This is a genomic window from Paenibacillus sp. FSL P2-0136 (assembly GCF_037975325.1).
Classification (GTDB): Bacteria; Bacillota; Bacilli; order Paenibacillales; family Paenibacillaceae; genus Paenibacillus_AQ; species Paenibacillus_AQ silagei.
Genome location: NZ_CP150244.1, coordinates 4,455,424 through 4,476,799 on the forward strand (window position 1 = coordinate 4,455,424; position 21,376 = coordinate 4,476,799).

Below are 21,376 nucleotides of genomic sequence, written 5' to 3' on the forward strand. Positions count from 1 at the left end.
TCCTTACCCCAGAATCGGGTCTAATCCGGATACCTTGCGCCCGAGCACACGGTAATAAATATCTTCATATTGATTGGTGATCATATCTCTGCTGAAATCATTGCAGGACCGCTCCAGGCATGCGCGCCGGAAGCTCTCAGCCATCGCCTCATCCGAGAGCAGCCGGACGGCATATTCTGCCATCGATTCCGTATCGCCGACTGGCGCAAGGAATCCAGTCTTGCCATGCTGAATCAGCTCCGGTATCCCACCGGCCTGCGAGCCAATGGTCGGAACGCCGCAGGCCATCGCTTCCAGGGCGACCAGCCCGAAGCTCTCCTTCTCAGAAGGCAGCAGCAGCAGGTCCGCCAGCGAGATCACCTGGGCAATCTCGTCCTGCTTACCCAGGAAACGGACATGATCGTCGAGGCCCATCTCGCTGATCTTGGCTTGAATCTTCGGCAGGTCAGGGCCTTCGCCGACCAGCAGCAGCTTGGAAGGCACCTGCCGGTTCACCTTGGCGAACACATCCACCACATCACTCACCCGTTTGACCGGGCGGAAATTGCTGATATGCATCAGAATCTTCTCATCCGGGGCCGCGAAGTCGCCGCGCAGATCCGTTACATCCCGGGGATAATAGACACGCTTATCTACGAAATTATAAGTCAGATCAATTTCACGCGTAATATCAAGCGCCTTGCGGGTCTCCTTGATCAGATCACGGGAGACTGCGGTCACCGCATCACTCTCGTTAATGCCCAGCCGGATCAGATCCTTCAGGGATTCATCCTGGCCCAACACTGTAATATCCGTACCATGCAGCGTGGTAACCACTTTGATATCATTACCAAGGATCTGCTTGGCCAGAAAAGCACATACCGCATGCGGAACTGCATAATGCACATGGAACAGATCCAGATTTTGCATTTTGGCTACCTGCGCCATCTTGGTCGCCAGCGCCAGATCATATGGCGGATAGCGGAATACATAATAATCGTTAACCTCTACCTCATGGTAAAAGATATTTTTCTGAAACGTTCCCAGCCGAAACGGGATGCTGTGTGTGATAAAGTGAACCTCATGGCCTTTTTCAGCCAATAGTTTGCCCAGTTCAGTTGCCACCACGCCCGAGCCGCCTAGAGAAGGATAACAAGTGATGCCTATCTTTAGCCGCTCCATAGCTCCGCCCCTTCAATTTTAACTTAAGTCTATTACTTCAAGTAACGATATGAATTAATTATAGTTGTTTTCCGGGCGTTGTCGAGTGGCAACCTCTATTTGCGGGCAGCACTGAACAAATCTACGGTATACGGAACCTTGCCGGCGAACCCTTCGGCATAAGGAATGAGCCTCCGCTGACCGAGCAGCATGTCTCTGGAACGGACTCGCTCAATATACCCTTCCGTCAATGGCGTTGCAACGGCATCTTCACCCGGAGCGAGTCCAAATTGGGAACGGTAGCAGGACAATGCCTGCTCCTTCAGCGGATACTGCGCAGTCACATCTACGATTAGATCCGTCCGTCCAAGATCATTAATAAAGTAGAAATATAACCCAGGCTCGGGGATAGCGGGCTTGTCCGGCATATATTTGCGCAGCTTGGCATTAAATACCGCTTCCTCCACCAGCTTACTGCAGGCAATATGATCAGGATGGCGGTCTTCCCAGTAAGGGGCAAATACCATAGACGGGGCATAGCGGCGGATTTCCGCTGTTACTGCCGCCAAATGGCCCTCTGTTATATACAGGCCACGGTCAGGCAGCCCCAGATTACTCCGCACCGCAGCGCCCAGCACTGCGGCAGCCTGCTGTGCTTCCTGTTCCCGCAGCTCCACCGTGCCGTTCGAGGACATCTCTGCCCGGGTCAGATCGCACATTCCTACCTTGAAGCCGGCAGCAGTATGCTTGGCAATGGTCCCTGCCATGCCGATCTCGGCATCATCTGCATGCGCGCCGAATACCAGAATGTCAAGCTTCATGACTCGTCCACACCCGGCTTGTATTTATGTACCAGCTCACGCCAGCCGAAATCTCCCCGGTCAATCGCCTTCACCAGAATTTCTGCTGTAGCGATATTCGTAGCCACCGGAATCCCGTACACATCGCACAGACGTAGCAGCGCTGTAATATCCGGTTCATGCGGCTGGGCCATCAGCGGGTCACGCAGGAAAATAATTAAATCCAGCTCATCCGTAGCCACCATCGAGCCGATCTGCTGGTCGCCGCCAAGCGGCCCCGACATGTAACGGTGAATGGAGAGCTTGGTCACTTCCATGATACGCTGGCCCGTGGTTCCGGTGGAGAATAATTTATGCCCTTCAAAGACATGCTCATAAGCAGTTACGAAATTAACCATTTCATCTTTTTTGCGGTCATGTGCGATAAAAGCAATTTTCAACATTCTGTTTCTCTCCCCGTCTATTCTATAAAATGCTCAAATCCGTAAATCAAGCCGGTATAGCCCATCACCTTTTGAATCCCGAGCTTGACTCCAGGCATATAACCCGCGCGCTCATAAGAGTCATGACGGATCTTGAGCGACTGTCCGAACCCGCCGAATACAACCTCCTCCTGGGCAAAAACACCCGGAAGACGCACGCTGTGAATACGGAAGCCGTTATAATACCCGCCGCGCGAGCCTTCAATAATCTCTTCTTCCTCAGGATGTCCCTGACGGAGCTCCTGCCGCGCCTCAGAGATCATCTCTGCCGTCTTAATCGCTGTTCCTGACGGAGCATCCAGCTTCTGGTCTCCGTGATATTCGATAATTTCGAGATGAGGGAAATACTTTGCGGCCTGGGCAGCGAATTTCATCAGCAGAATCGCACCGATGGAGAAGTTAGGCGCAATCAGTCCGCCGATTCCCTGCTCCTGGCATTGCTTGTCCAGCCCGGCGATCTGCTCCGGCGTGAAGCCGGTGGTACCGATAACCGGACGGACGCCGTATTTGACCGCCAGCGCAGTATTGCTATATGCAGAGTGTGGAAGCGTAAAATCAACCATTACATCCGCCTCTGTATCTTCAAGCGCAGTCTCCAGATCCGGAGTCACAAGTACACCGCAATCCTCAAGGCCAACCAGCCGTCCGGCATCTCTGCCATGTGCAGAGCGGTCAACCGCTGCTGCCAGCTCGAGTTCATCATCCTGCAATACCAGCTTCACAACCTCTTTGCCCATTCTGCCTCCGGCTCCGGAAACAATAATCCTGATCTTGTCACTCAAATGAATTCTCCCCGCTTTCCCTGGCTCTGTTATTATTGTATATATTGTTGCAGCGATTTCTGCAGATCCTTCATCAGCAGACGCAGTCCGCTGTCATCCGGGTGCAGCGACATAACTTCTTTCAATACCGCAATCGCCTGCAGATGTTCATTCATCCGGCTGTGCGCAATTGCCAGCCATACATAAGCATCCCCGTAGAGAGGGTCAAGCGATACAGCTTCCTTAAGCAGCGTAATCGGATGGTACGGATTCACACTGTCCGCGGCGTCATCCTCCAGCAGCCGCTTTGCTTCCTGCACAAGCTTAAGAGCCTGCAGATGCTGAAGATGCAGCTGATACTCCGGTTTGGTTCCATCCAGTCTGCGTGCGGCTACAGCATGTTCAAGCGCTTTGTCCAGCATTCCGCTGCGGGCATAGGTAATAGCGCAGCGGTATCTGACTTCCGCATCATCAGGACTTGCGGCAATGGCCGCCTCGAACAAGGTGATGGCCTCAGCAAAGTCACTGCGGAGTATTGAGCGGTAGGCCGCTTTTACATAATCATTATGGTCCATATCCTCACCATCCTTACGGCTAAATCCCGTTCGTTTGGTACAGCATATGTAGCATAGGCCTAATCGGTGTTTTTGGGCGTCCAGCGCCCGGCATCACGTGTATTGAATTTGTGCATAACCTTATTATGAGCCTCAGTTAAGTCGATACCGAGTGAATTGGCGAAACAAACGGTAATGAAGAGAATGTCGCCCAGCTCCAGCTCAATCGAATTATCAGCTTCATTCGCTTTTTTCGGCTTCTCGCCGAATTGATGGTTGACTTCGCGCGCCAGCTCCCCGACTTCCTCGGACATCCGGGCCAGCATCGACAGCGGACTGAAGTAGCCTTCTTTAAACTGTGAGATATAGGCATCCACCTCACGCTGAATGTCACCAAGACTTTTATCCATAAATTGCCCTTTCACCCCCGTGTGTTCTTGCCTTCTGTTTGCCCCTATGTTATCGTAAAGACGTTTTGAAGACAAATCTTTTTTGCAATGCCGCCTGGAGCTTGTGTGCTCTCCTGGGGGATCATTACATATAAATTGCCCATTTAGAGGCGTAGGCGAGGGATGTTATGAGTTCAACCATTAAAATCAGCACAGTCAGCAAAACAGTGGCCCCCATCATGCTGGGCACGGCCATCTACGCATTCGGACTCCTGTATTTCATTATTCCCAACCAGCTGATGGAGGGCGGAGTTACCGGGATTACCATCCTGCTCAATTACGCCTTTAACATCCCTATCTTCTTAACCACACTGCTGCTGAACCTTCCGCTCTTTCTGCTCGGCTGGAAGGTGCTCGGGGCGAATCAGATCGTCTATACCGGACTCGGCATCGGCTCCCTGTCTTTTTTCCTCTGGTTATTTGAACGGATGATTAAGGCAGGCTGGATTGTAACGTTCAGTACAGAGCATGATTTTATTCTTGCTTCATTATATGCGGGGGTTACCCTGGGTCTGGGCTTGGGGATTGTCTTCCGCTTCGGAGGCACCACCGGGGGTGTAGATATTGTGGCACGGATACTCGGACGCAAGTTCGGCTGGAGCATGGGACAGATTATTCTGGCCGTGGATATCATCATTATCGGGGCTTCCCTGCTCTACATTCCCCGCGAAAAAATACTGTATACGCTCGTGGCAGTCTTCATCGCCTCACGCGTCATTGATTTCATCCAGGAAGGAGCCTACGCCGCCAAAGCCTTCACCATCATCAGCGACGAGGCTCCGCAGATTGCCGAGCTGATCACCGTAGAAATGGATCGCGGCGTTACCTTAATCCCGGCGATCGGCGCTTATTCCAAGCAGGCGAAGCATATGGTCTATTGCGTGGTCTCCAGACAGGAGATCCGCCGGCTAAGCCTGCTGGTGAAGTCGGTGGACCCTAAGGCCTTCGTCATTATCAGTGAGGTTCACGACGTTCACGGCGAAGGCTTCCGGGAGACCTGAACTATACACACATAAGGGCGGACCCCACAAGCCGGCAATGGCTGCTTGTGGGGTCCGCCCTCTTTGTATCCTCTGTTGCCGCCGCTCCAGCCTACACGGGTTTTAGATTCTGCTTCTGGCCGCGGTACTTACGGTAAGCCGTATACACGAGCACCGTAAGGATGAACGCGCCTGCCAGCAGGGCCCAGCCCCCGTATTGCCGCGGAGCCAGCGGCAGAGACAGGACCGGCTCGCTGCGGTCCTTGCCGAACATCACTCTTGCTGCATCCTGCCCATAGGATACAATCTCCAGCAGGCGGGCCCGTTCCACGGGCTGCTCCGAGCCTGCCACCCCTCCTGCGTAAGACATCCAGGAATCAAAGGTGCTCACCGCCTCAGCAGGCCGGGAGATAATCACCGCAGGCCGGATATTCGCATACCGGCTCTGAAGTCTTGCCAGGGCCGCTGTCCAGCTCTTCAGATCATTCGCGGCAGCGCTTTGCTCCATATCGTTCAGATCCTCACGGACCAGCTTATAGTACTGCAGCCACATGGGCTGGCGGGGGTGATTCAGGCTGTTAGCGGCAAGCCGCAGCTTCGCCGCTGCCGCTTCCCATCTCTCCGGGGACGGCTGGGCCGCAGCCAGTGCCGACTTCATGTCCAGGATCACAGAGGATAGTGCATTGACCCCCTCCACTGAGGTCATCCCTTCAAAGGACGAAGAGATGAAGATCTGCGAGACCTCCTCTGCCTCCTGGCGGGCCTTCAGCACATCGCCTTCAAGCACATATCCGTATAGAGCTTCCGCAGCCTGCTCCAGCCGCTGCGCTCCGCTTCTGGCCGTGAGAGCAGCGGGATCACTGGGTACACTTCCGGCTGCTTCTATGTAAGCCGTACTTCCCTGGTCTGCAGCAGCATCCCCTGCTTCAGCCTGAACGCGGCCTCCGCTGATACCGGCCAGCAGCCAGCACAGCAGAATTGCTGACAGTATGAATACTTTTCTGCGCGGCATAAGACATCCCTCCCACCTTAATGTATGGCGGAAGGACAAGAGTTAGAACAGAGGCTCAGTGCTTCATGGCAGTGCTGTCCGGTAGTGCCGGACGCCTTGTCCGGCCGCAGAACAGCCAGGCAGCAGCCGTACTGAACAGTGTAAGCCCCATGGTGAGGTACTGAACAGCGATAAGATCATCATCAAGCACAGAAGGCAGCCATGGATACACGCCTTGTGAATAATCCACTATATCATTAGCGAATGTCCACGCAAGCGCCACAGGCAGCATTCTCCGGAAGGTGAAGAACCGGGCATAGATCAGAGCTTCCACAGCCATTCCGGTATGGGAGATCATCAGCATCCAGTCCTTCCAGGTGATGGAATCTCCCTGATAACCGCCGGCCACAATGATGCTGACCGCCCATATTCCGTACTTCACAGAGGTTAGGACTGCCAGCGCTTCAATCAGCTCACGTATCAGCGTCCCCGCAAGCCCTCTTGGCGGATACAGCAGCAGCAGTAATGCAGCCGTGAAGAACAGACTGGCCGTAGGGCTGTCAGGAACGAACGGCAGTAGCCAGAGCGGTTCAGTCTGCGCCGTGAACGTGAGCTGGTTGCCATACCACATATATCCGTAGACCGTTCCGAGCAGATTCACGATAAACAGCAGCCATATTATTCTTCGGTCCCTAAATAATTTCTCAAACCAATGACCCGGCATACAAACAACTTCCCCCCGACTGTTGAAGCTTCATGACATAACAAAAACCTGAGCGCATACACGATCAGGTCCTGCGTTACTGTTATTTTACTGTCCGCTTTTTTGTTTGGCAAGCCAGCCGGCCAGCTCATCGATATCCTGCTCGGTCAGCCCTGCCCCCATAGCCGTCTCAGCCATTGGCGGCATCTGGCCCTTACCTTCTTTTATAATAGTAAGAATCGCCGCCTTATCATGCTTATCGCCTACACCCCGAAGCGAAGGGAAACTGCCGGAGCCCTTCATATCTACCGCATGGCAGGTTATACAGGTTGCTTGCTTATAGAGTGCCATCGCCGGATCATCCTTGTCCACAATGGCAATATCCTTCGGCTTGACGGCACTTGTGGTTGGCAAGCCCGCCGCCCTGTTCTCGGCCGCTTTCTCCTCGCGCTGTACATCCTCTGGAATCTGGCCGGTTTCAGCCATCTCATGCTTGTATTCTGTCCAGGCTGTGTTGGTCAAATAGACGATTGCTGCGAGAGACAGGAACATCAGCGAGGACGCAATCGGTCTGCGGTAGAACCGCCGCTCGGGGCCGGTATCCAGGAAAGGCGCCAGCAGCAGCGCCCCGAAGGCCACCCCAGTCACACCAAGCGTTCCCAGCACGATATAGTCACCTGATGCATAAGGAAGCTTCAAATACTGATAGAGGAAGAGAAAATACCAGTCGGGAATCGGAATTACCGTTGCTGCCGGATTGGCAGGGAACCCGAGCGGAGCCGGCTCTGAGATGGTCAGAACCAGAATTCCCACCAACACCACTACACCAACCATCCATTCCTTGAGCAGAAAGTTAGGGATAAAGGCTTCCGATTTGCCCGGATACGCCGTATAATCCGGCGGGGTAATGAATCCGTTTCCTCTGCGGACCCGGGAATCCCCGACGAATATCACCTTCTCTTTGGAGTCGTCTCCGTGTGCCATGACCGTGCCTCCTATACGTTATTTTACAGCGGACCGGATATGCCTTGTCTGCGGATCATAATGAAGTGCCCGACAAGCAGTATAAGCAGAACCGCCGGGAGGAAGAATACATGTAAGGCGAAGAACCGGGTCAGCGTCTCGGCGCCGGCAATACTGCCGCCCTGCATCAGCTCCTTGAGCACCGGCCCCATGAATGGAACCGAATTGGCGATCTCCAGCGTAACCTTGGTGGCGAAGTACGCCTTATTGTCCCATGGAAGCAGGTAACCGGTCAGTCCCAGTCCCAGCATGACAAAGAAAATCAGCATCCCCACTACCCAGTTCATCTCGCGCGGAGCCTTATACGAACCGGTGAAGAACACACGCATCGTATGAAGGAACATCATGACAATGACGAGACTCGCGCCCCAGTGGTGCATGCCGCGGACGATTTTACCGAAGGCGACCTTGGTCTGCAGATATTCCACGCTGGCGTAGGCATTAATGATATCCGGGACATAATACATGGTCAGAAACATTCCTGAGAGTATCTGTATTACAGTGATGAAGAAGGTTAGTCCGCCGAAGCAGTAGACAAAGGCTGAAAAGTGGTGTGCGGGATTGACATGCTCGGGGACCTCGTGGTCGGCAACATCTCTCCAGATCGGTGTAATATCCAGACGTTCGTCAATCCAGTTATATACGTTTTTGAACACGCCGTTCACGCCTCCTTCGCCGAAACAGTATTAGGGACGATTTCACCGAGATATACCCAGCCTCCGTCAATCTTGGTGGTGTACTGGTCCAGGGGCTTGGCAGCCACGGCCAGTTGCCGGCCCTGCTTCGTATAGCGGGCGCCATGGCAAGGGCAATGATATTCATCAGGATGCGCCTTGTTATTATTCCAGCCTACGGTGCAGCCCAGATGCTTGCAGATCGGTGAAAGCGCATAAATATCTCCGTTCGCGTCTTTACGAATCCACGCCGTAAGCATCGCTGTACTGGCATACCATCCGTCCTGCTGCGGAAGCTCGAAGGTGAACTCCTGGGGCTCTTCGGTAATTTTGGACGCTTCCGCTACCTTGATGAATTCTCCCTCGCCTTTTTTCTGCAGAATCGGATCTACAGCAAACCGGACCATCGGCAAGATAACTCCGGCACCCATAAAGGCGGTAGCCCCTCCTAGTGTGTAGGTCAAAAACTGTCTGCGTGACATCTCGTTTCGGCTGGGCGGTTCTTGCGGAAGTGATTCTTCTTCTTCATTAAGGCTGCTCATACTGTATGTAACCCCCTTTTCAAAATGTGAGAAGGCACCTGCAGAGTTGTTGCATAGGTTTTTTAGGTAAAAATTCCGTTTTCAATGAAAAATATCACAGTTCATATAAGTTCATCCTAATCATAGCTTAGGGTCTAAAACCCGTCAAGAATATTGTCTAAATTGTGACAGGCGTTTAAGGTGCTTTTTTGATAAATTGTTGATTTTCCGTCACATTTAACTCATTTCCCATTCTCCCATAGGGCCTGGATTTCACTCCGCACATACACGCTTACCGAGGCTCTGGAATCGGCCGCTATCTCAGGCAGGCAAAGGAGTAAATCGCTTTCAAATATCTCCTCCCTGCGCAGCCCCTCATTGGCAGACATCACGATGGCGTACTGGAAGCCGCTGGATTTGACTTTTCGGCAAAGCTCATTCATCAGTACTGTCATTCCAGGCCCTGCATACTGTACCGCCGGATAAGTCACGACCCGCCCTTTGTACGGTTGCTCGGCCAATTCCAGGAAATCACGCTGCCGTTCAAGTAACTTAACTGTCTCAGGCGGAGTCTCCGTGCCTTGAAGTCCGCTATACGGAATGATGCAGGTATCATAGTATTGTCCATCGGTCTCCCAGGCTCTACTGTCAAAATCACTGAATTTCATAGATTCGCCCCCTCTAGCCGCTTCCCGCAGCATGCATTTAACTTTAAAAGCATCATAAACAAGTGTATACGGCTTGGCAATCCTTAATTTCAGCAGAAAAAAAGAAATGCGCCAGGCGCATTTCCTATGCCAAACTTTTCAGTTCTTCAGTCAGATTCCGGAAAGCCGCCTCATCACCAGCAGCCAGCGCCGTGTCGATCTTCCGGTACAACATGTCGGTACGACGCTTTCTTAACGCTTCATCCCACACCATTTCCGCAGCCAGCCCCAGCATCACTTCATAAGTAGCCTTCATTTTGTCCATTCGATACACCTCCGCTGTTTAAGAAATTCCGTATTCCAATGCTTTTTTAACATAGCTTTCACTTGTGCGTGCCATCCTCAGCAGATCCTGCTCAGTCAATTCACGGACCACTTTGGCCGGTGTGCCCAAGGAGAGCGTATACGGAGGAATGATGGTATTCTCGGTTACAAGGGAGCCAGCTCCTACTAAAGCATATTCACCAATCTCTGCTCCGTTCAGTACAATTGCACCCATTCCGATTAATGTGCCCTTGCCTATCCGGCAGCCGTGGATGATTGCTGAATGCCCGACCGAGATGTCATCCTCCAGCATCAGCGGCAATCCGTCCGCCACATGGCCGACCACACCGTCCTGAATATTGCAGCGCTCCCCGATGATCACCGGCGCCAGGTCACCGCGGAGTACGGCGTTGAACCAGACACTGGATTGTTTGCTTATTCTTACATCGCCAACGAGCTTAGCGCCTTCCGCCACATAGACTGTCTCGTCAATCTGCGGTATGTAACTCCCATAGGCAATCCGCATCTCTCTCCTCCTTACCTGAGCAGATGCTTCGGCACAGCCGCCTCACATCCCCAGGGTGTCATCATGACCACTGTTCCTGCGGGTTCCTCACCAAGCTTAAGCATGCCCAGATGCAGCATCATCCGCAAGATTCGCTGTTCGAGAATGGAAGCGGCATCATCGTAATAAAAGGGCTTGATCAGCCAGCCGATTCCTTCTGACAGCGAGGCTGTGGTCACCCATCTGCCGGCACTTAGACTAATCCAGTAGACCAGCGAAGGCAAATTGGGAATAGCCCCTTTATACAGTCTTAACCAAAAGGAGAATAACTGCATCAGCTTTTCCGATTTCCCCTCCGCCAGAAAATGCCCGCCTGCCGCTGTCAGCTGCAGCCTGTAGCCCTCCTCGGAGATCCAGCGGCGGTGGCGGGCATAATCGTACAGCAGGGCAAATCTCGGCGGATAATGCTCACAAGCCCTGCCGTAGCCGAACCTCCAGCCGCCTTTGCCGAGTAAAGGCTCTGCAATCTGCAGCGCATTCATCACTCCCTGCTGATTGCGCTTATAGAGCGCGCCTTCCTGGTTCAGCTCAGGCTCATTCTCCTTCACATACCGCAGGAACAGCAGCAGATCTCCTGCCAGCAAATCCCCCTCCCCCCTGTACACCGCCGGCTCCGGGCCCGGAACAATCCGCTCCTGCAAATGCTGGCCCATCTGCTCACGGAAGCGCTTCTTCAGATCCAGCGGCACCTGGAACAGATACCGGCTCTGCTGGGAAGCTCCGCTGAACAGCCAGCCGCTGTTCTTAAGCCGGCTGACCAGCTCGCGGTAGTCACCGCTTTTGCCGGGCGGGGCATCGAAGGAAGCCTGCCTGGCTGCAGCCAGCAGATCCTCCAGGCTGAAGTGGCTGCGTTCATCGAAGAGCAGGCTGTTCAGCAAACGCAGCTCTCCCGGGGAACTCCCCTTAATATGGGACTCCATGAACTCCCGGCTGCCCAAGGTGATCAATATACTCTGAATCAAATCATGTTTGGAATTCCGTTTGCATTCACACTGATAGCGTCCCGCAATGGCGGTCAGCTGACCAATGTCTGCATAAGTGAGCATATCCGCCAGATTCATCTCTCATCGCCTCACTGTTTTACTACCATTATGGGAAATACAGCCCTTTTTATTCCTTTTGCCGCAAAAAAAATAACCCGAAGGGTCGGGTTAATGCTGTTTTTGTAAAATATGACGGGTACAGTTGTACAATAAAGGATTCCATTCCTGCTCGTTCTTCTCCAGAATCGTGAGTGAGAGATTGCCGAGCCGTTCCGAATATTTGTCTTTGTAGAGTGCGGTGTAGAGCTGTGCAAGGAATCCTCCATGGGAGATGACCAGGACATTCTTACCCGGGAACCGGGCCGTCATATCCTCCAGGAACGCAAGCCCCCGGACCTGAAGTGCCTCATCGCTCTCCTGTCCCAGAGACAGCAGCTTCCAATCCTTGCCCCACTTGGCTTCACGGGCTTCGGCTGTCATGCCCTCCACCTGGCCGTAGGCACGCTCACGGATACGGTCATCCGGCTCAAGTAAAGAAATGCCCAGCTTGGCCGCTACGATCTTGCCGGTCTCTGCTGCACGGGACAGACTGCTGGTAATACAATAGTCCCAGTGATAAGGCTCCTGCAGCAGCCGGTCACCCAGCATCTCAGCCTGCCGCCTGCCTTCATCATTCAGCGGAATATCACTTTGTCCCTGAATTTTACCTACTGCATTCCAATCCGTCAGCCCATGGCGTATTAAGCCGATCAGCATCGCCTATCACCGTTCCCTTCCCTATTTATGTTTGCTTAATAATGTAACACGAATGAAAACAAATGTCTTCTTTTTTAGAACAAGTAGGAAACACATACATTCTTGTATTCAAATCAAAAACCCTCTTCTCCATGCTCGGGAAGGGGGTTCTCATTGTCTGCGGTACCGGTTCAGACGGAACAGCAGGAATATGGATAATCCGACGCCCAGCGTCGACAATACCATCCAGTACTGCGGATGAGCAGGGCCCATATTGGCCACCAGCGGCTCAATAATCCCGCCCTCAGACTCCACCGGATATGAAGATGACCAGTCCAGGGTTAAGCCTGCCACACCTGTCTCGACGATCCCGCTCTGTGCCGCCGTCGTATTCGAGGGGGTCTTGAACACGGTGAAATATAAGAAGCTTGAGATAAACACGGCTAAAAAACAGGCAATCCAGAGGCTTAAGCGATGCCGGAATACTGTAGAACTCCCCGCAGACTTCCCGTCACCGGGCATAAGCCAGGGGCTCTCCAGATAGATCCGCTCCATAACCTTACTGTTAATCGCTTCTGCCCGCTCATCGCTGACATCGAATCTTGTATCCTGCATAAGCTCACTGGTCTCCTGCCACAGCGCCCATTCGGCACTGCAGTAGGAGCAGGTTGCGATATGTCTCTCAAGTCTAATCCGCCTGGGATCTGTGGGGGGAGCGTCCCACAAGTGTGGAATGGAATCCTGCGCTTCCCTGCAATTCATAGGCCTTACACCCTCTCAGCCTGCTCTTCAAATTCAGGCTCATAGAAATAGGATTCGAGCTGGAGCTTCACACTGCTCCTTGCCCGGAACAGCAGTGACTTCACTGAGCTGACACTCTGATCCAGAATCACGGCAATTTCCTGATAATCCATCTGATCATATTCACGCAGAATCAGCGCGGAGCGCTGCTTCTCCGGGAGATTGTTAATCGCTTCGCGAACGAGCTCCATCCGTTCCTTGCGCAGTGCTGCCTGTTCCGGGGCAACATCAAGCGGTGCCACAGGTGTATAGCCGCTCTCTTCAAGCGACACATTCCCGGCACGGTTCTTGCGAAGCTCACTGAGCACTGTATTGCGGGCAATGGTGTACAGCCATGTGGAGAAAGAAGCATCCACTTCCCGGAAGGAATGAAGACTCCGGAAGGCTTTGTAGAAGGTCTCTGAACAGAGGTCTTCGGCAATCAGCTCCATATGGGAGTTCTTCAGCATGTGGTACACAAAAGCCAATATTTTGCGTTGATATCGTCGCATGAGTTCCGAATATAATTCTGTATCGCCTTGCTTGATTAGCTGGATCAACTGGGAATCCGTCATGGTGAGTCGGCCCTCCTCGCCCTTGCACGTGTAATCCCGTCCGGTCCGTATCTACTTATACCGGGCAGGTAACAAAAAGTTGCGGCATACCTTCATTTTTTGCAGCACAAAAATCCAATCTTGCTATGTATATTCAACTTACCGTTATTTAAGGCTTCCAACCTTCAATTCCTTTTGTAAGACAGAAGAATGGCAGCATTCTCCTCACAGGACAACACAGCCCGTCTCCACTTGTTCAGCAAGCGGTTACCTATACTTGGAAGGAATCTATAAACATACTTAACCCAGTATAGCATAGTTTCTAACGGGAGGAAATTAATAGACTTTGAGAGACGGGCAGACAGTCCGATGAAAGCGGTCTTATTTTCTTTAAATAAAGTGTTGACAAAATGTAAACGGATACATATAATAAAAGTACAGTATGGTTTCTCTCCACTCCTATCCAAACACTACACGGTTCCAAGAAATTGTGAACTGTAACCGCTTATTATGTAAGCGGTCTTTTTTTTGTCCATTTTTACGAACATTTGGGTATTTATTGGCCGCTTGTTTACTGCCGCAGCCGGGACACCCTCTGATAGCAGCAATTGGATTTCCTACAGTTATTTAGGATGTGTTATTCTTTTCCGGCACAATAGTTGGACAAACAACACTTATTTCCTCGCCTCTCCCACAGCATGGCGGAAACTAGCATTATTAGTTGCTGTTTTTCCACTTGCTTCCTGATATCCGGCAACTATTGCTGAATTAAGTTACGTTTCTCCACTTACTTCCTGGAGGAAGCTGTTAATTTCAAAAAATAAATAAGAGCCGGGGCATCCGTCCCCGGCTCTTATTTTGCTTTCTACATATATTTTACATATATACGGTATAATCATTCTCCTGCAGCAGAATTCTGGCCCGCTCCATATCGTTCTCCTGGCGGAAGGACAAGCGCATGATCCCGGGAACATCCTCGCGGCTCTCAATAATCTGCACGTTGCTAAGGTTGATGCCCTGGTCGCCCAGCTCCGTAGCAATCCGGCCGATAATGCCGGGGTGATCGGGAACATCAATATGCAGATCGAACAGCGGAGTGATCATGCCCTTGCGCCGCTCAGGAAGCTGGCTGCGGAATTGATTCGCCTCCTGGAAGGCCGACTCGATCCCTGCACCATCCCCGCTCTCCAGCAGATGGATGAACGAGGACACCTCATCGTTCCAATCCTTCAGCAGCCGCAGCATCACAGAGCGGTTATTCAGCAGAATATCGCGCCAGATGATCGGATCGCTCGAAGCAATGCGGGTAATATCACGGAAGCCCCCCGCAGCCAGCGTGCTGTACAAAGAGTCCGAATGATCGTATGCATGAATCTGATTCACCAGGGCTACCGCAATAATATGCGGCAGATGGCTGATCGCTCCAACAATCTCATCGTGGCGCTCCGGATCAAGCCGGACTATCTGCGCTCTCGTATGCAGCAGGAGCGACTCCAGAGCCTGGTAGGCAGCTTCCGGCACCCCAGGCGGAGGTGTAAGCACGTAATACGCATTCTCAAACAGTAAAAAAGAGGCTGCCTCTACGCCTGAACGCTCCGATCCGGCCATGGGATGGCCTCCGATGAAATGTACACCGGGAATATCCAGTGTAAGGGCACACTCCGCGATGCTGGCCTTGGTGCTGCCGACATCCGTAATAATGCAGCCCGGCTTCAGCGGCAGCTTGCTTAACCGCTGAAGATAGTCCTCAAGCATGCCTACCGGCACACACAGAAAAATATAATCCGCATCCAGTGCAGCTTCCTCAAGTGATAATGTAGCCTGATCAACCACACCTCTGCTCACATATTTAGCAGCAGATTCAGGGCGGTGGGCATGGCCTACAACGGTCAGACCCTCCTTGCCTTTGAAGCAAAGGGCCAGTGAGCCGCCGATCAGGCCGACACCGAAAATTGCTATTTTTGTCGTCATGTTCTTAGTACTACCTGCCTTCTGTGGTATCGTCAATCCAGCTGCTGAGCCCTCACGGTTATGCGCGAACTTCCTGCTCCTTCAGCGCCTGCTCCAGGGCAGCTACGAAGGCTGTGTTCTGCTCGGCGGAGCCGATGGTCACCCGCAGGTAGGTCGGATACCGGTGGAAGCCTGTTCTGACGATGATTCCCTGACGCAGCAGCGTATCGAAGACTTCAGCAGCCGGCTTGCGTACATCCACCATAATGAAGTTCCCGTGAGCCGGGAACGACGTAAGCCCGAGACGCGCGAATTCCGCCTCAAGCTGCACAATCCCTGCACTGTTAAGCGCACGGCACTGCTGCACATATTCCTGATCGGAGAGTGCTGCCACCGCCGCCACCTGAGCCAGGCGGGTCGTATTGAACGGCTCGCGCACCTGATTAATCAGGGAGATTACCCGGCTGCTGGCCACACCATAGCCGATACGGAGCGCCGCAAGACCATAGATCTTGGAGAAGGTACGAAGGACTACCAGATTAGGGTATTTGTCGATCAGCTTAATGCCGTCGGTGTAGCTGAGATCCGTTACATATTCGTAATAGGCTTCATCCAGGACTACCATCACGCTGGCAGGTACTGCATCCAGGAACGAAATCAAGGCGTCCTCGGGCACAATGGTACCGGTTGGATTGTTGGGATTACAGATCCAGATGATCTTGGTCCGGTCTGTAATCTTCGCCAGCATTGCATCCAGATCATGCGTTCCGTCTTTAAGCGGGACTTCTATAGTTATAGCCCCTTCGATATCCGCATTGCTCTTATATACGGAGAAGGTCTGATCGGCCATAATCGTCTCGTCACCGGGCAGGAAGAAGGCACGGGCAATCAGAGCAATAATCTCATCAGATCCGCATCCGAAAATAATACGCTCACCCGCCACGCCCAGATGCTTAGCCAGCGTCGCTGTCAGCTCAGCGGCAGAGCCGTCCGGGTATAAAAAGAGATTATCCAGCTCCGCTACAATAGCGGCCTTCGCACTTGGTGCAGCCCCGTAAGGGTTCTCGTTGGATGCCAGCTTAATGACTTCGCTTAAGCCCAGCTCCTTCTTGACTTCTTCAATCGGCTTCCCCGGCTTGTAGACAGGAAGGTCAACGATATTCGGTTTTGGATTCATGGGTGATCCTCGCTCTCCAAATATTAATTAGGTCTTAATTGTGCCACAAATTCACGAATTTGCAACAGTCCGGCGCTTCTCGTCTGCGGCTGGGACAACAGGGGAATAACCTCCTCCACCTTGCGGACAATGGCGCTTCCGACTACTACACCATCACAGATCTTCGCAAAACGGGATACCTGTTCTCCAGTGGAGATCCCGAATCCTACAGCAACAGGCAGGTCCGTAGACCGGCGGACGGACGCAATGAACTCATCTACTCCGCTGTGGAAGCTTGAGCGCTCCCCGGTTACACCGAGCGAGGATACGCAATAGACGAAGCCGCTCGCGCCGGATACGATCCGGGCAATCCGTTCGCTGGAGGTCGGGGCCACGAGCGGAATGAGATTCACTCCGGCGGCACGGCTGCGTGCACGCAGGTCCTCCGATTCCTCCACCGGCACGTCAGGGATGATCAACCCGCTAATCTCATGGGCATTCAGCTCCGCAAAAAACGTATCCAGCCCCAGCTGCATCACCGGATTGTAATACGTGAACAGGATGAACGGCAGTTCACTGCCTGCCTGCCGGGCCTTCAGCGCCGTCTCCATGCAGGTGCGCAGATGAACCTTGCTGCGCAGTGCTCTTGCAGACGCCCGCTGGATGACCGGACCGTCGGCCAGCGGATCGGAGTATGGAACGCCCAGTTCCAGAATATCCGCTCCCGCTGCCTCCAGCTCGGCAATTATATCCAGCGTCGTCTCAAGATCAGGATCGCCTACGGTTAAGAACGGAATAAGGGCAGTACGGCCTTCCGCCTTCAGCCGGTTAAATGTCAGGTCCATCCGGTTCGTCGTTTCGGTTGTCATTGCTGCTCCGCCCCTTCCGTATAAGCCATAATGGATTCCACATCTTTGTCGCCGCGTCCTGACAGGCAGATCACCACAATATCATCCTTGGTCAGCGTCTTGCCAAGCTTCACCACATGGGCAATGGCATGAGCTGATTCCAGAGCGGGAATAATCCCTTCCGTCACGCAGAGCAGCTTCAGCGCATCCAGCGCTTCCGCATCGGTCACCGGCACATACTGGGCACGGTGAATGTCCTTGAGATAGGAATGCTCAGGCCCCACGCCCGGATAATCGAGTCCGGCCGATATGGAATGGGCCTCGATGACCTGTCCATGCTCATCCTGCAGCAGATAGCTCAGCGAGCCCTGGAACACGCCATGGCTTCCCTTGCTCATGGTTGCTGCATGGAACGGAGTGTCTACTCCTTTGCCGGCAGCTTCAACACCAATCATCGCCACCTGCTCATCTTCCATGAACGGATAGAACATGCCGATGGCATTGCTGCCTCCGCCCACTGCAGCAACCAGCAGATCCGGCAGACGCCCTTCCGCTTCGAGAATCTGGCGGCGGGTCTCATCCCCGATAATCCGCTGGAAGTTGCGGACCATCATCGGATACGGATGGGGACCAACCGCAGAGCCAAGCACATAGAACGTATCTTCCACATTGCTCACCCAGTAGCGGAGCGCCTCATTCCCGGCATCCTTCAGCGTTCTGGAGCCGGAGGTCACCGGAATAACCTCTGCCCCGAGCAGCTTCATGCGGAAGACATTCAGTGCCTGGCGGCGGGTATCCTCTTCACCCATGAACACCTTGCATTCCATACCCAGCAAGGCGGCTACCGTAGCTGTCGCTACTCCGTGCTGGCCTGCGCCGGTTTCGGCAATCACCTTGGTTTTACCCATCATTTTGGCCAGGATGCCTTGTCCGATAGCGTTGTTGATCTTGTGGGCGCCTGTATGATTGAGGTCCTCCCGCTTCAGATAGATCTTGGCCTCGCCAAGCTCCTTGCTTAGCCGCTCTGCATAATACAGCGGGGTCTCGCGGCCCGAATACTGCTTGAGCAGATAATCTATTTCCTCCTGAAAGGCCGGGTCTGCCGAGAATTTATTGTAAGCCTCTTCCAGCTCGATCAGTGCAGTCATCAAGGTCTCAGGAACGAAGCGGCCTCCAAAAGAACCAAAACGTCCATTTTTGTCCGGTACTTGTATCATGATTGCTTCACCCTTTCTACGAAAGCTGTCATTTTGGCAATGTCCTTACTGCCGTTACTCTCAACTCCGCTGGAGACATCCACGCCATAAGGGGCGTAGCCGTCCAGCAGCTCGTTCACATTGTCCGGATGCAAGCCTCCGGCTATAAATAAAGGCAGCGCATGCTTCGCCGCCGCTTGCTGGTATAAGGGAATCTGCTCCCAATCAAATGTGCGGCCCGTACCGCCGCGCTCCTGCGGATCATAGGTATCCAGCAGCAGCGCATCAATGGTGCCCGCATAGCTGTCCAGCAGAGGTTGAACCTCATCCCCTGCTTCAGGATTACGTCCGGCTACCGAAAGGGCCTTCCAGACCTTAACCTGGGGAAAAGCCGCCTTGACCTCCGCGCAGAACTGCGGACTCTCTTGTCCATGAAGCTGCACAACATCCAGCGGTACAGTTCTCAGCAGCTCTGCCAGCTCGGAAAGGCCGGGGTTAACGAATACGCCCACCGGGCGGGGCGCAGGCTCAGACTTCCAGTTGCCCAGCTCTGCAATCAGCTCCGCAGCCGTTTGCGCAGTAACCCTCCGGCGGCTGGGTGCAAACACCAGGCCCACATAATCGAGCGGCAAACTATTCATAGATTTTAGCACTTCAACGCCCTGAAGTCCACAGATTTTTACGAGAGGTTCAGTCACGTTGCACACGGTCCTTCCCGGCAGGAAGCGGACCGAGCAGCTGATGGACCGCCTGCTCTACATCCGGCTGGCGCATCAGGTATTCTCCGACCAGCACACCGGTTGCCCGTGTCTTGCGGAGATACGCAATATCCTCCGGCCCGGTAATCCCGCTCTCGCTGATTACCGGAAGACCGGCGGGCAGCAAAGCTGCCAGCTCCTCCGTAGCGGAGAGTGAGGTTTCGAACGTCTTGAGATTCCGGTTATTGATGCCCAGCAGAACGCCGGGATGTTCAGCCTTACCAGTAGACAGTACCGTCTCCAGTTCAGTGCGGTCATGGACCTCAATCAGGATATCGAGTCCAAGCGCGGCAGCGGAGTCGGTGAACCCTGCGAGCTGCTGCGGGGTCAGAATGGCCGCAATCAGCAGAATCGCATCCGCGCCAAGCAGGCGGGCCTCGTAGATCTGCTTCTCATCGATAATGAAGTCCTTGCGCAGCAGCGGAAGCTTCACCGCCTCTCTTACCTGCTGCAGATACACGCCGCTGCCCTGAAAATAATCCTTGTCCGTCAGCACGGACAGGCAATCGGCTCCTGCCGCTTCATAGCCCCGGGCAATCGTCACCGGATCAAAATCGGCCCGGATCAGCCCCTTGGACGGCGAGGCCTTCTTCACCTCGGCGATCAGCCCCATCTCCCGGTTCCGGCGTTCAGTCAGAGCGCTGCGGAAGCCTCTGGTAGCAGGCAATGCGGCAATGGAGCGCTCCGCCGCGGCGAGCGAGAATTGCTGGCTTAACGCTTCTACCTCTTTCACTTTCGTGGCAACAATCCGGTCAAGATACATAATCAAGCTCCTTTGTCATCGCTTTTAACTGTTCCAGCTTGCGCAGGGCCGCCCCTGAATCCACAACCTCTCTGGCACGGTCCACGCCTTCCTTAAGTGTATCCGCCAGACCGGCGACATAGATGCAGGCCCCGGCATTCGCCAGTACGATATCACGGTACGGATTGATATTACCCTCCAGCACTGTAGTGATAATCGCCGCATTCTCAGCAGCATCGCCGCCCATGACGTCCTCCAGCGGATGCTGGCTGAGGCCAAGCTCCTGCGGTGTAATTTCGTAAGTGGTGACTATGCCCTGCTTCAGCTCGGAGACCTGCGTCGGTGCCGAGATGCTGATCTCATCCAGGCCGTCCAGGCTGCTCACAATCATCGCCCGCTTGGAGCCGAGCTCACCCAGGACCTTGGCAACCGTCTCTGTCTTATTGCGGTCATAAATACCCATCAGCTGCCGGTCTGCTCCGGCCGGATTGGTCAGCGGGCCCAGCATATTGAAGACCGTCCGCACACCCAGCTCACGGCGGGGAGCAGCGGCATGCTTCATGGACGGATGATAGATTTGAGCGAACAGGAAGCAGATGCCGATACTGTCCAAACATTGCCGCGCCTGCTCTGCATTCAGATGAATATTGACGCCGAGCGCTTCCAGCACATCTGCACTGCCCGCTCTCCCGGACGCCGAACGGTTGCCATGCTTCGCCACTCTTACAGAAGCAGCGGAAGAGATGATCGCCGAAGCTGTGGAGATATTGAATTTATGAATACCGGAGCCGCCCGTGCCGCAGGTATCCAGCAGCTGGCTCCGCTCGGTAAGCACCTGTGTGCCGAAACCGCGCATCGCCTCTGCGAAGCCGGTGATTTCTTCAACGGTCTCGCCTTTGATCCGCAGCGCGGTCAACAGCGATCCGATCTGTGCGGGTGAAGCTGCACCTTCCATAATCGTGCCCATAATCTCGCGGGCCTGTGTACGGGTAAGATCCTTTCCCTCGATTAAACCGGCAATTCCTGATTGTAGTAACTGGCTTGCTTCCATAGTTCATGT

At 53.6% G+C, this 21,376-nt stretch carries 26 protein-coding genes; 1 reads left to right on the top strand and 25 read right to left on the bottom strand.

Annotation, left to right across the window (positions count from 1 at the left end; translation table 11 throughout):
• Nucleotides 1-3 precede the first annotated feature (3 nt).
• The 6 genes from bshA to NYE26_RS18940 form a co-directional block, all read right to left on the bottom strand.
• Nucleotides 4-1,161 carry an N-acetyl-alpha-D-glucosaminyl L-malate synthase BshA gene (gene bshA / locus NYE26_RS18915; protein WP_036727254.1) on the bottom strand — a complete coding sequence of 386 codons (1,158 nt, stop codon included), beginning with the start codon at nucleotides 1,159-1,161 and terminating at the stop codon, nucleotides 4-6.
• A gap of 95 nt (nucleotides 1,162-1,256) precedes the next feature.
• Nucleotides 1,257-1,961 carry a bacillithiol biosynthesis deacetylase BshB1 gene (gene bshB1 / locus NYE26_RS18920; RefSeq protein ID WP_339249300.1) on the bottom strand — a complete coding sequence of 235 codons (705 nt, stop codon included), beginning with the start codon at nucleotides 1,959-1,961 and terminating at the stop codon, nucleotides 1,257-1,259.
• Nucleotides 1,958-2,383, bottom strand: coding sequence for a methylglyoxal synthase (mgsA, locus tag NYE26_RS18925; protein WP_036727258.1), 426 nt, complete (start codon nucleotides 2,381-2,383; stop codon nucleotides 1,958-1,960). Before mgsA ends, bshB1 begins: the two co-directional genes overlap by 4 nt.
• A 17-nt stretch (nucleotides 2,384-2,400) precedes the next feature.
• The gene (gene dapB / locus NYE26_RS18930) at nucleotides 2,401-3,204 is read right to left on the bottom strand and encodes a 4-hydroxy-tetrahydrodipicolinate reductase (RefSeq protein WP_339249302.1); all 804 of its coding nucleotides are present in this window, start codon (nucleotides 3,202-3,204) and stop codon (nucleotides 2,401-2,403) included.
• Between the two features lie 32 nt (nucleotides 3,205-3,236).
• A complete protein-coding gene (locus NYE26_RS18935) occupies nucleotides 3,237-3,758 on the bottom strand; it encodes a tetratricopeptide repeat protein (RefSeq protein ID WP_339249304.1) in 522 nt (173 codons plus the stop codon).
• A 59-nt stretch (nucleotides 3,759-3,817) separates the two neighbouring features.
• Nucleotides 3,818-4,147 (bottom strand): nucleotide pyrophosphohydrolase, encoded by a 330-nt coding sequence (locus NYE26_RS18940; RefSeq protein ID WP_339249306.1) that lies wholly within the window; start codon nucleotides 4,145-4,147, stop codon nucleotides 3,818-3,820.
• Nucleotides 4,148-4,314: 167 nt separating this feature from the next.
• Between NYE26_RS18940 and NYE26_RS18945 the strand changes: the two genes are divergently transcribed.
• The gene (locus tag NYE26_RS18945) at nucleotides 4,315-5,187 is read left to right on the top strand and encodes a YitT family protein (RefSeq protein ID WP_200869567.1); all 873 of its coding nucleotides are present in this window, start codon (nucleotides 4,315-4,317) and stop codon (nucleotides 5,185-5,187) included.
• Between the two features lie 91 nt (nucleotides 5,188-5,278).
• Here the strand turns inward: NYE26_RS18945 and NYE26_RS18950 are convergent, their stop codons facing one another.
• The 19 genes from NYE26_RS18950 to trpD form a co-directional block, all read right to left on the bottom strand.
• Nucleotides 5,279-6,178, bottom strand: a complete 900-nt coding sequence (locus tag NYE26_RS18950) for a sporulation protein YpjB (RefSeq protein WP_339249308.1) — start codon at nucleotides 6,176-6,178, stop codon at nucleotides 5,279-5,281.
• Between the two features lie 55 nt (nucleotides 6,179-6,233).
• Complete coding sequence (locus NYE26_RS18955) at nucleotides 6,234-6,881, bottom strand: DUF1405 domain-containing protein (RefSeq protein WP_209869957.1); 648 nt, start codon at nucleotides 6,879-6,881, stop codon at nucleotides 6,234-6,236.
• 87 nt (nucleotides 6,882-6,968) lie between these two features.
• Nucleotides 6,969-7,844 carry a c-type cytochrome gene (locus NYE26_RS18960; RefSeq protein ID WP_339249311.1) on the bottom strand — a complete coding sequence of 292 codons (876 nt, stop codon included), beginning with the start codon at nucleotides 7,842-7,844 and terminating at the stop codon, nucleotides 6,969-6,971.
• A gap of 23 nt (nucleotides 7,845-7,867) precedes the next feature.
• Nucleotides 7,868-8,539 (bottom strand): cytochrome b6, encoded by a 672-nt coding sequence (locus tag NYE26_RS18965; RefSeq protein WP_036727267.1) that lies wholly within the window; start codon nucleotides 8,537-8,539, stop codon nucleotides 7,868-7,870.
• A gap of 5 nt (nucleotides 8,540-8,544) precedes the next feature.
• Entirely contained in the window at nucleotides 8,545-9,099 is a 555-nt protein-coding gene (locus NYE26_RS18970) for a ubiquinol-cytochrome c reductase iron-sulfur subunit (protein WP_036727269.1), read from the bottom strand.
• 221 nt (nucleotides 9,100-9,320) lie between these two features.
• The gene (locus tag NYE26_RS18975) at nucleotides 9,321-9,746 is read right to left on the bottom strand and encodes a DUF2487 family protein (RefSeq protein WP_339249314.1); all 426 of its coding nucleotides are present in this window, start codon (nucleotides 9,744-9,746) and stop codon (nucleotides 9,321-9,323) included.
• A 124-nt stretch (nucleotides 9,747-9,870) separates the two neighbouring features.
• Entirely contained in the window at nucleotides 9,871-10,050 is a 180-nt protein-coding gene (locus NYE26_RS18980; protein ID WP_036698090.1) for an IDEAL domain-containing protein, read from the bottom strand.
• 18 nt (nucleotides 10,051-10,068) lie between these two features.
• A complete protein-coding gene (locus NYE26_RS18985; protein ID WP_076079189.1) occupies nucleotides 10,069-10,575 on the bottom strand; it encodes a gamma carbonic anhydrase family protein in 507 nt (168 codons plus the stop codon).
• Between the two features lie 11 nt (nucleotides 10,576-10,586).
• Nucleotides 10,587-11,675, bottom strand: coding sequence for a hypothetical protein (locus tag NYE26_RS18990; RefSeq protein WP_036727274.1), 1,089 nt, complete (start codon nucleotides 11,673-11,675; stop codon nucleotides 10,587-10,589).
• Between the two features lie 90 nt (nucleotides 11,676-11,765).
• Nucleotides 11,766-12,353 carry a histidine phosphatase family protein gene (locus tag NYE26_RS18995; RefSeq protein WP_339249317.1) on the bottom strand — a complete coding sequence of 196 codons (588 nt, stop codon included), beginning with the start codon at nucleotides 12,351-12,353 and terminating at the stop codon, nucleotides 11,766-11,768.
• A gap of 150 nt (nucleotides 12,354-12,503) precedes the next feature.
• The gene (locus tag NYE26_RS19000) at nucleotides 12,504-12,947 is read right to left on the bottom strand and encodes an anti-sigma factor (RefSeq protein ID WP_339249318.1); all 444 of its coding nucleotides are present in this window, start codon (nucleotides 12,945-12,947) and stop codon (nucleotides 12,504-12,506) included.
• A gap of 152 nt (nucleotides 12,948-13,099) precedes the next feature.
• Nucleotides 13,100-13,687 (bottom strand): sigma-70 family RNA polymerase sigma factor, encoded by a 588-nt coding sequence (locus NYE26_RS19005; RefSeq protein WP_036727278.1) that lies wholly within the window; start codon nucleotides 13,685-13,687, stop codon nucleotides 13,100-13,102.
• 855 nt (nucleotides 13,688-14,542) lie between these two features.
• Nucleotides 14,543-15,637, bottom strand: a complete 1,095-nt coding sequence (locus NYE26_RS19010; protein WP_339249320.1) for a prephenate dehydrogenase — start codon at nucleotides 15,635-15,637, stop codon at nucleotides 14,543-14,545.
• 58 nt (nucleotides 15,638-15,695) lie between these two features.
• The gene (gene hisC / locus NYE26_RS19015; protein ID WP_339249323.1) at nucleotides 15,696-16,793 is read right to left on the bottom strand and encodes a histidinol-phosphate transaminase; all 1,098 of its coding nucleotides are present in this window, start codon (nucleotides 16,791-16,793) and stop codon (nucleotides 15,696-15,698) included.
• A gap of 23 nt (nucleotides 16,794-16,816) precedes the next feature.
• Complete coding sequence (gene trpA / locus NYE26_RS19020; protein ID WP_036727283.1) at nucleotides 16,817-17,641, bottom strand: tryptophan synthase subunit alpha; 825 nt, start codon at nucleotides 17,639-17,641, stop codon at nucleotides 16,817-16,819.
• Nucleotides 17,638-18,837 (bottom strand): tryptophan synthase subunit beta, encoded by a 1,200-nt coding sequence (gene trpB / locus NYE26_RS19025; RefSeq protein WP_076079183.1) that lies wholly within the window; start codon nucleotides 18,835-18,837, stop codon nucleotides 17,638-17,640. The genes trpA and trpB overlap by 4 nt, the downstream gene beginning before the upstream one ends.
• Nucleotides 18,834-19,514: a phosphoribosylanthranilate isomerase gene (locus NYE26_RS19030; protein ID WP_339249326.1), complete on the bottom strand. Its 681-nt coding sequence runs from the start codon at nucleotides 19,512-19,514 to the stop codon at nucleotides 18,834-18,836. The genes trpB and NYE26_RS19030 overlap by 4 nt, the downstream gene beginning before the upstream one ends.
• A complete protein-coding gene (gene trpC / locus NYE26_RS19035; protein WP_339249328.1) occupies nucleotides 19,507-20,337 on the bottom strand; it encodes an indole-3-glycerol phosphate synthase TrpC in 831 nt (276 codons plus the stop codon). Before trpC ends, NYE26_RS19030 begins: the two co-directional genes overlap by 8 nt.
• Nucleotides 20,327-21,367 carry an anthranilate phosphoribosyltransferase gene (trpD, locus tag NYE26_RS19040; RefSeq protein WP_339249330.1) on the bottom strand — a complete coding sequence of 347 codons (1,041 nt, stop codon included), beginning with the start codon at nucleotides 21,365-21,367 and terminating at the stop codon, nucleotides 20,327-20,329. The genes trpC and trpD overlap by 11 nt, the downstream gene beginning before the upstream one ends.
• Nucleotides 21,368-21,376 lie beyond the last annotated feature (9 nt).

Excerpts from the sequence above, each read along its gene's own strand:
- bshB1 (WP_339249300.1), bottom strand. The coding sequence starts at position 1,961 with ATGAAGCTTGACATTCTGGTATTCGGCGCGCATGCAGATGATGCCGAG.
- NYE26_RS18935 (WP_339249304.1), bottom strand. The coding sequence starts at position 3,758 with ATGGACCATAATGATTATGTAAAAGCGGCCTACCGCTCAATACTCCGC.
- trpA (WP_036727283.1), bottom strand. The coding sequence starts at position 17,641 with ATGACAACCGAAACGACGAACCGGATGGACCTGACATTTAACCGGCTG.
- NYE26_RS18945 (WP_200869567.1), top strand. The coding sequence starts at position 4,315 with ATGAGTTCAACCATTAAAATCAGCACAGTCAGCAAAACAGTGGCCCCC.
- trpD (WP_339249330.1), bottom strand. The coding sequence starts at position 21,367 with ATGGAAGCAAGCCAGTTACTACAATCAGGAATTGCCGGTTTAATCGAG.
- NYE26_RS18985 (WP_076079189.1), bottom strand. The coding sequence starts at position 10,575 with ATGCGGATTGCCTATGGGAGTTACATACCGCAGATTGACGAGACAGTC.
- NYE26_RS18980 (WP_036698090.1), bottom strand. The coding sequence starts at position 10,050 with ATGGACAAAATGAAGGCTACTTATGAAGTGATGCTGGGGCTGGCTGCG.
- NYE26_RS19005 (WP_036727278.1), bottom strand. The coding sequence starts at position 13,687 with ATGACGGATTCCCAGTTGATCCAGCTAATCAAGCAAGGCGATACAGAA.
- NYE26_RS18940 (WP_339249306.1), bottom strand. The coding sequence starts at position 4,147 with ATGGATAAAAGTCTTGGTGACATTCAGCGTGAGGTGGATGCCTATATC.
- hisC (WP_339249323.1), bottom strand. The coding sequence starts at position 16,793 with ATGAATCCAAAACCGAATATCGTTGACCTTCCTGTCTACAAGCCGGGG.
- mgsA (WP_036727258.1), bottom strand. The coding sequence starts at position 2,383 with ATGTTGAAAATTGCTTTTATCGCACATGACCGCAAAAAAGATGAAATG.
- NYE26_RS18995 (WP_339249317.1), bottom strand. The coding sequence starts at position 12,353 with ATGCTGATCGGCTTAATACGCCATGGGCTGACGGATTGGAATGCAGTA.
- NYE26_RS18970 (WP_036727269.1), bottom strand. The coding sequence starts at position 9,099 with ATGAGCAGCCTTAATGAAGAAGAAGAATCACTTCCGCAAGAACCGCCC.
- NYE26_RS18990 (WP_036727274.1), bottom strand. The coding sequence starts at position 11,675 with ATGAATCTGGCGGATATGCTCACTTATGCAGACATTGGTCAGCTGACC.
- NYE26_RS18960 (WP_339249311.1), bottom strand. The coding sequence starts at position 7,844 with ATGGCACACGGAGACGACTCCAAAGAGAAGGTGATATTCGTCGGGGAT.
- NYE26_RS18975 (WP_339249314.1), bottom strand. The coding sequence starts at position 9,746 with ATGAAATTCAGTGATTTTGACAGTAGAGCCTGGGAGACCGATGGACAA.
- bshA (WP_036727254.1), bottom strand. The coding sequence starts at position 1,161 with ATGGAGCGGCTAAAGATAGGCATCACTTGTTATCCTTCTCTAGGCGGC.
- NYE26_RS18955 (WP_209869957.1), bottom strand. The coding sequence starts at position 6,881 with ATGCCGGGTCATTGGTTTGAGAAATTATTTAGGGACCGAAGAATAATA.
- trpB (WP_076079183.1), bottom strand. The coding sequence starts at position 18,837 with ATGATACAAGTACCGGACAAAAATGGACGTTTTGGTTCTTTTGGAGGC.
- NYE26_RS19010 (WP_339249320.1), bottom strand. The coding sequence starts at position 15,637 with ATGACGACAAAAATAGCAATTTTCGGTGTCGGCCTGATCGGCGGCTCA.
- NYE26_RS19000 (WP_339249318.1), bottom strand. The coding sequence starts at position 12,947 with ATGCAGGATACAAGATTCGATGTCAGCGATGAGCGGGCAGAAGCGATT.
- NYE26_RS18950 (WP_339249308.1), bottom strand. The coding sequence starts at position 6,178 with ATGCCGCGCAGAAAAGTATTCATACTGTCAGCAATTCTGCTGTGCTGG.
- trpC (WP_339249328.1), bottom strand. The coding sequence starts at position 20,337 with ATGTATCTTGACCGGATTGTTGCCACGAAAGTGAAAGAGGTAGAAGCG.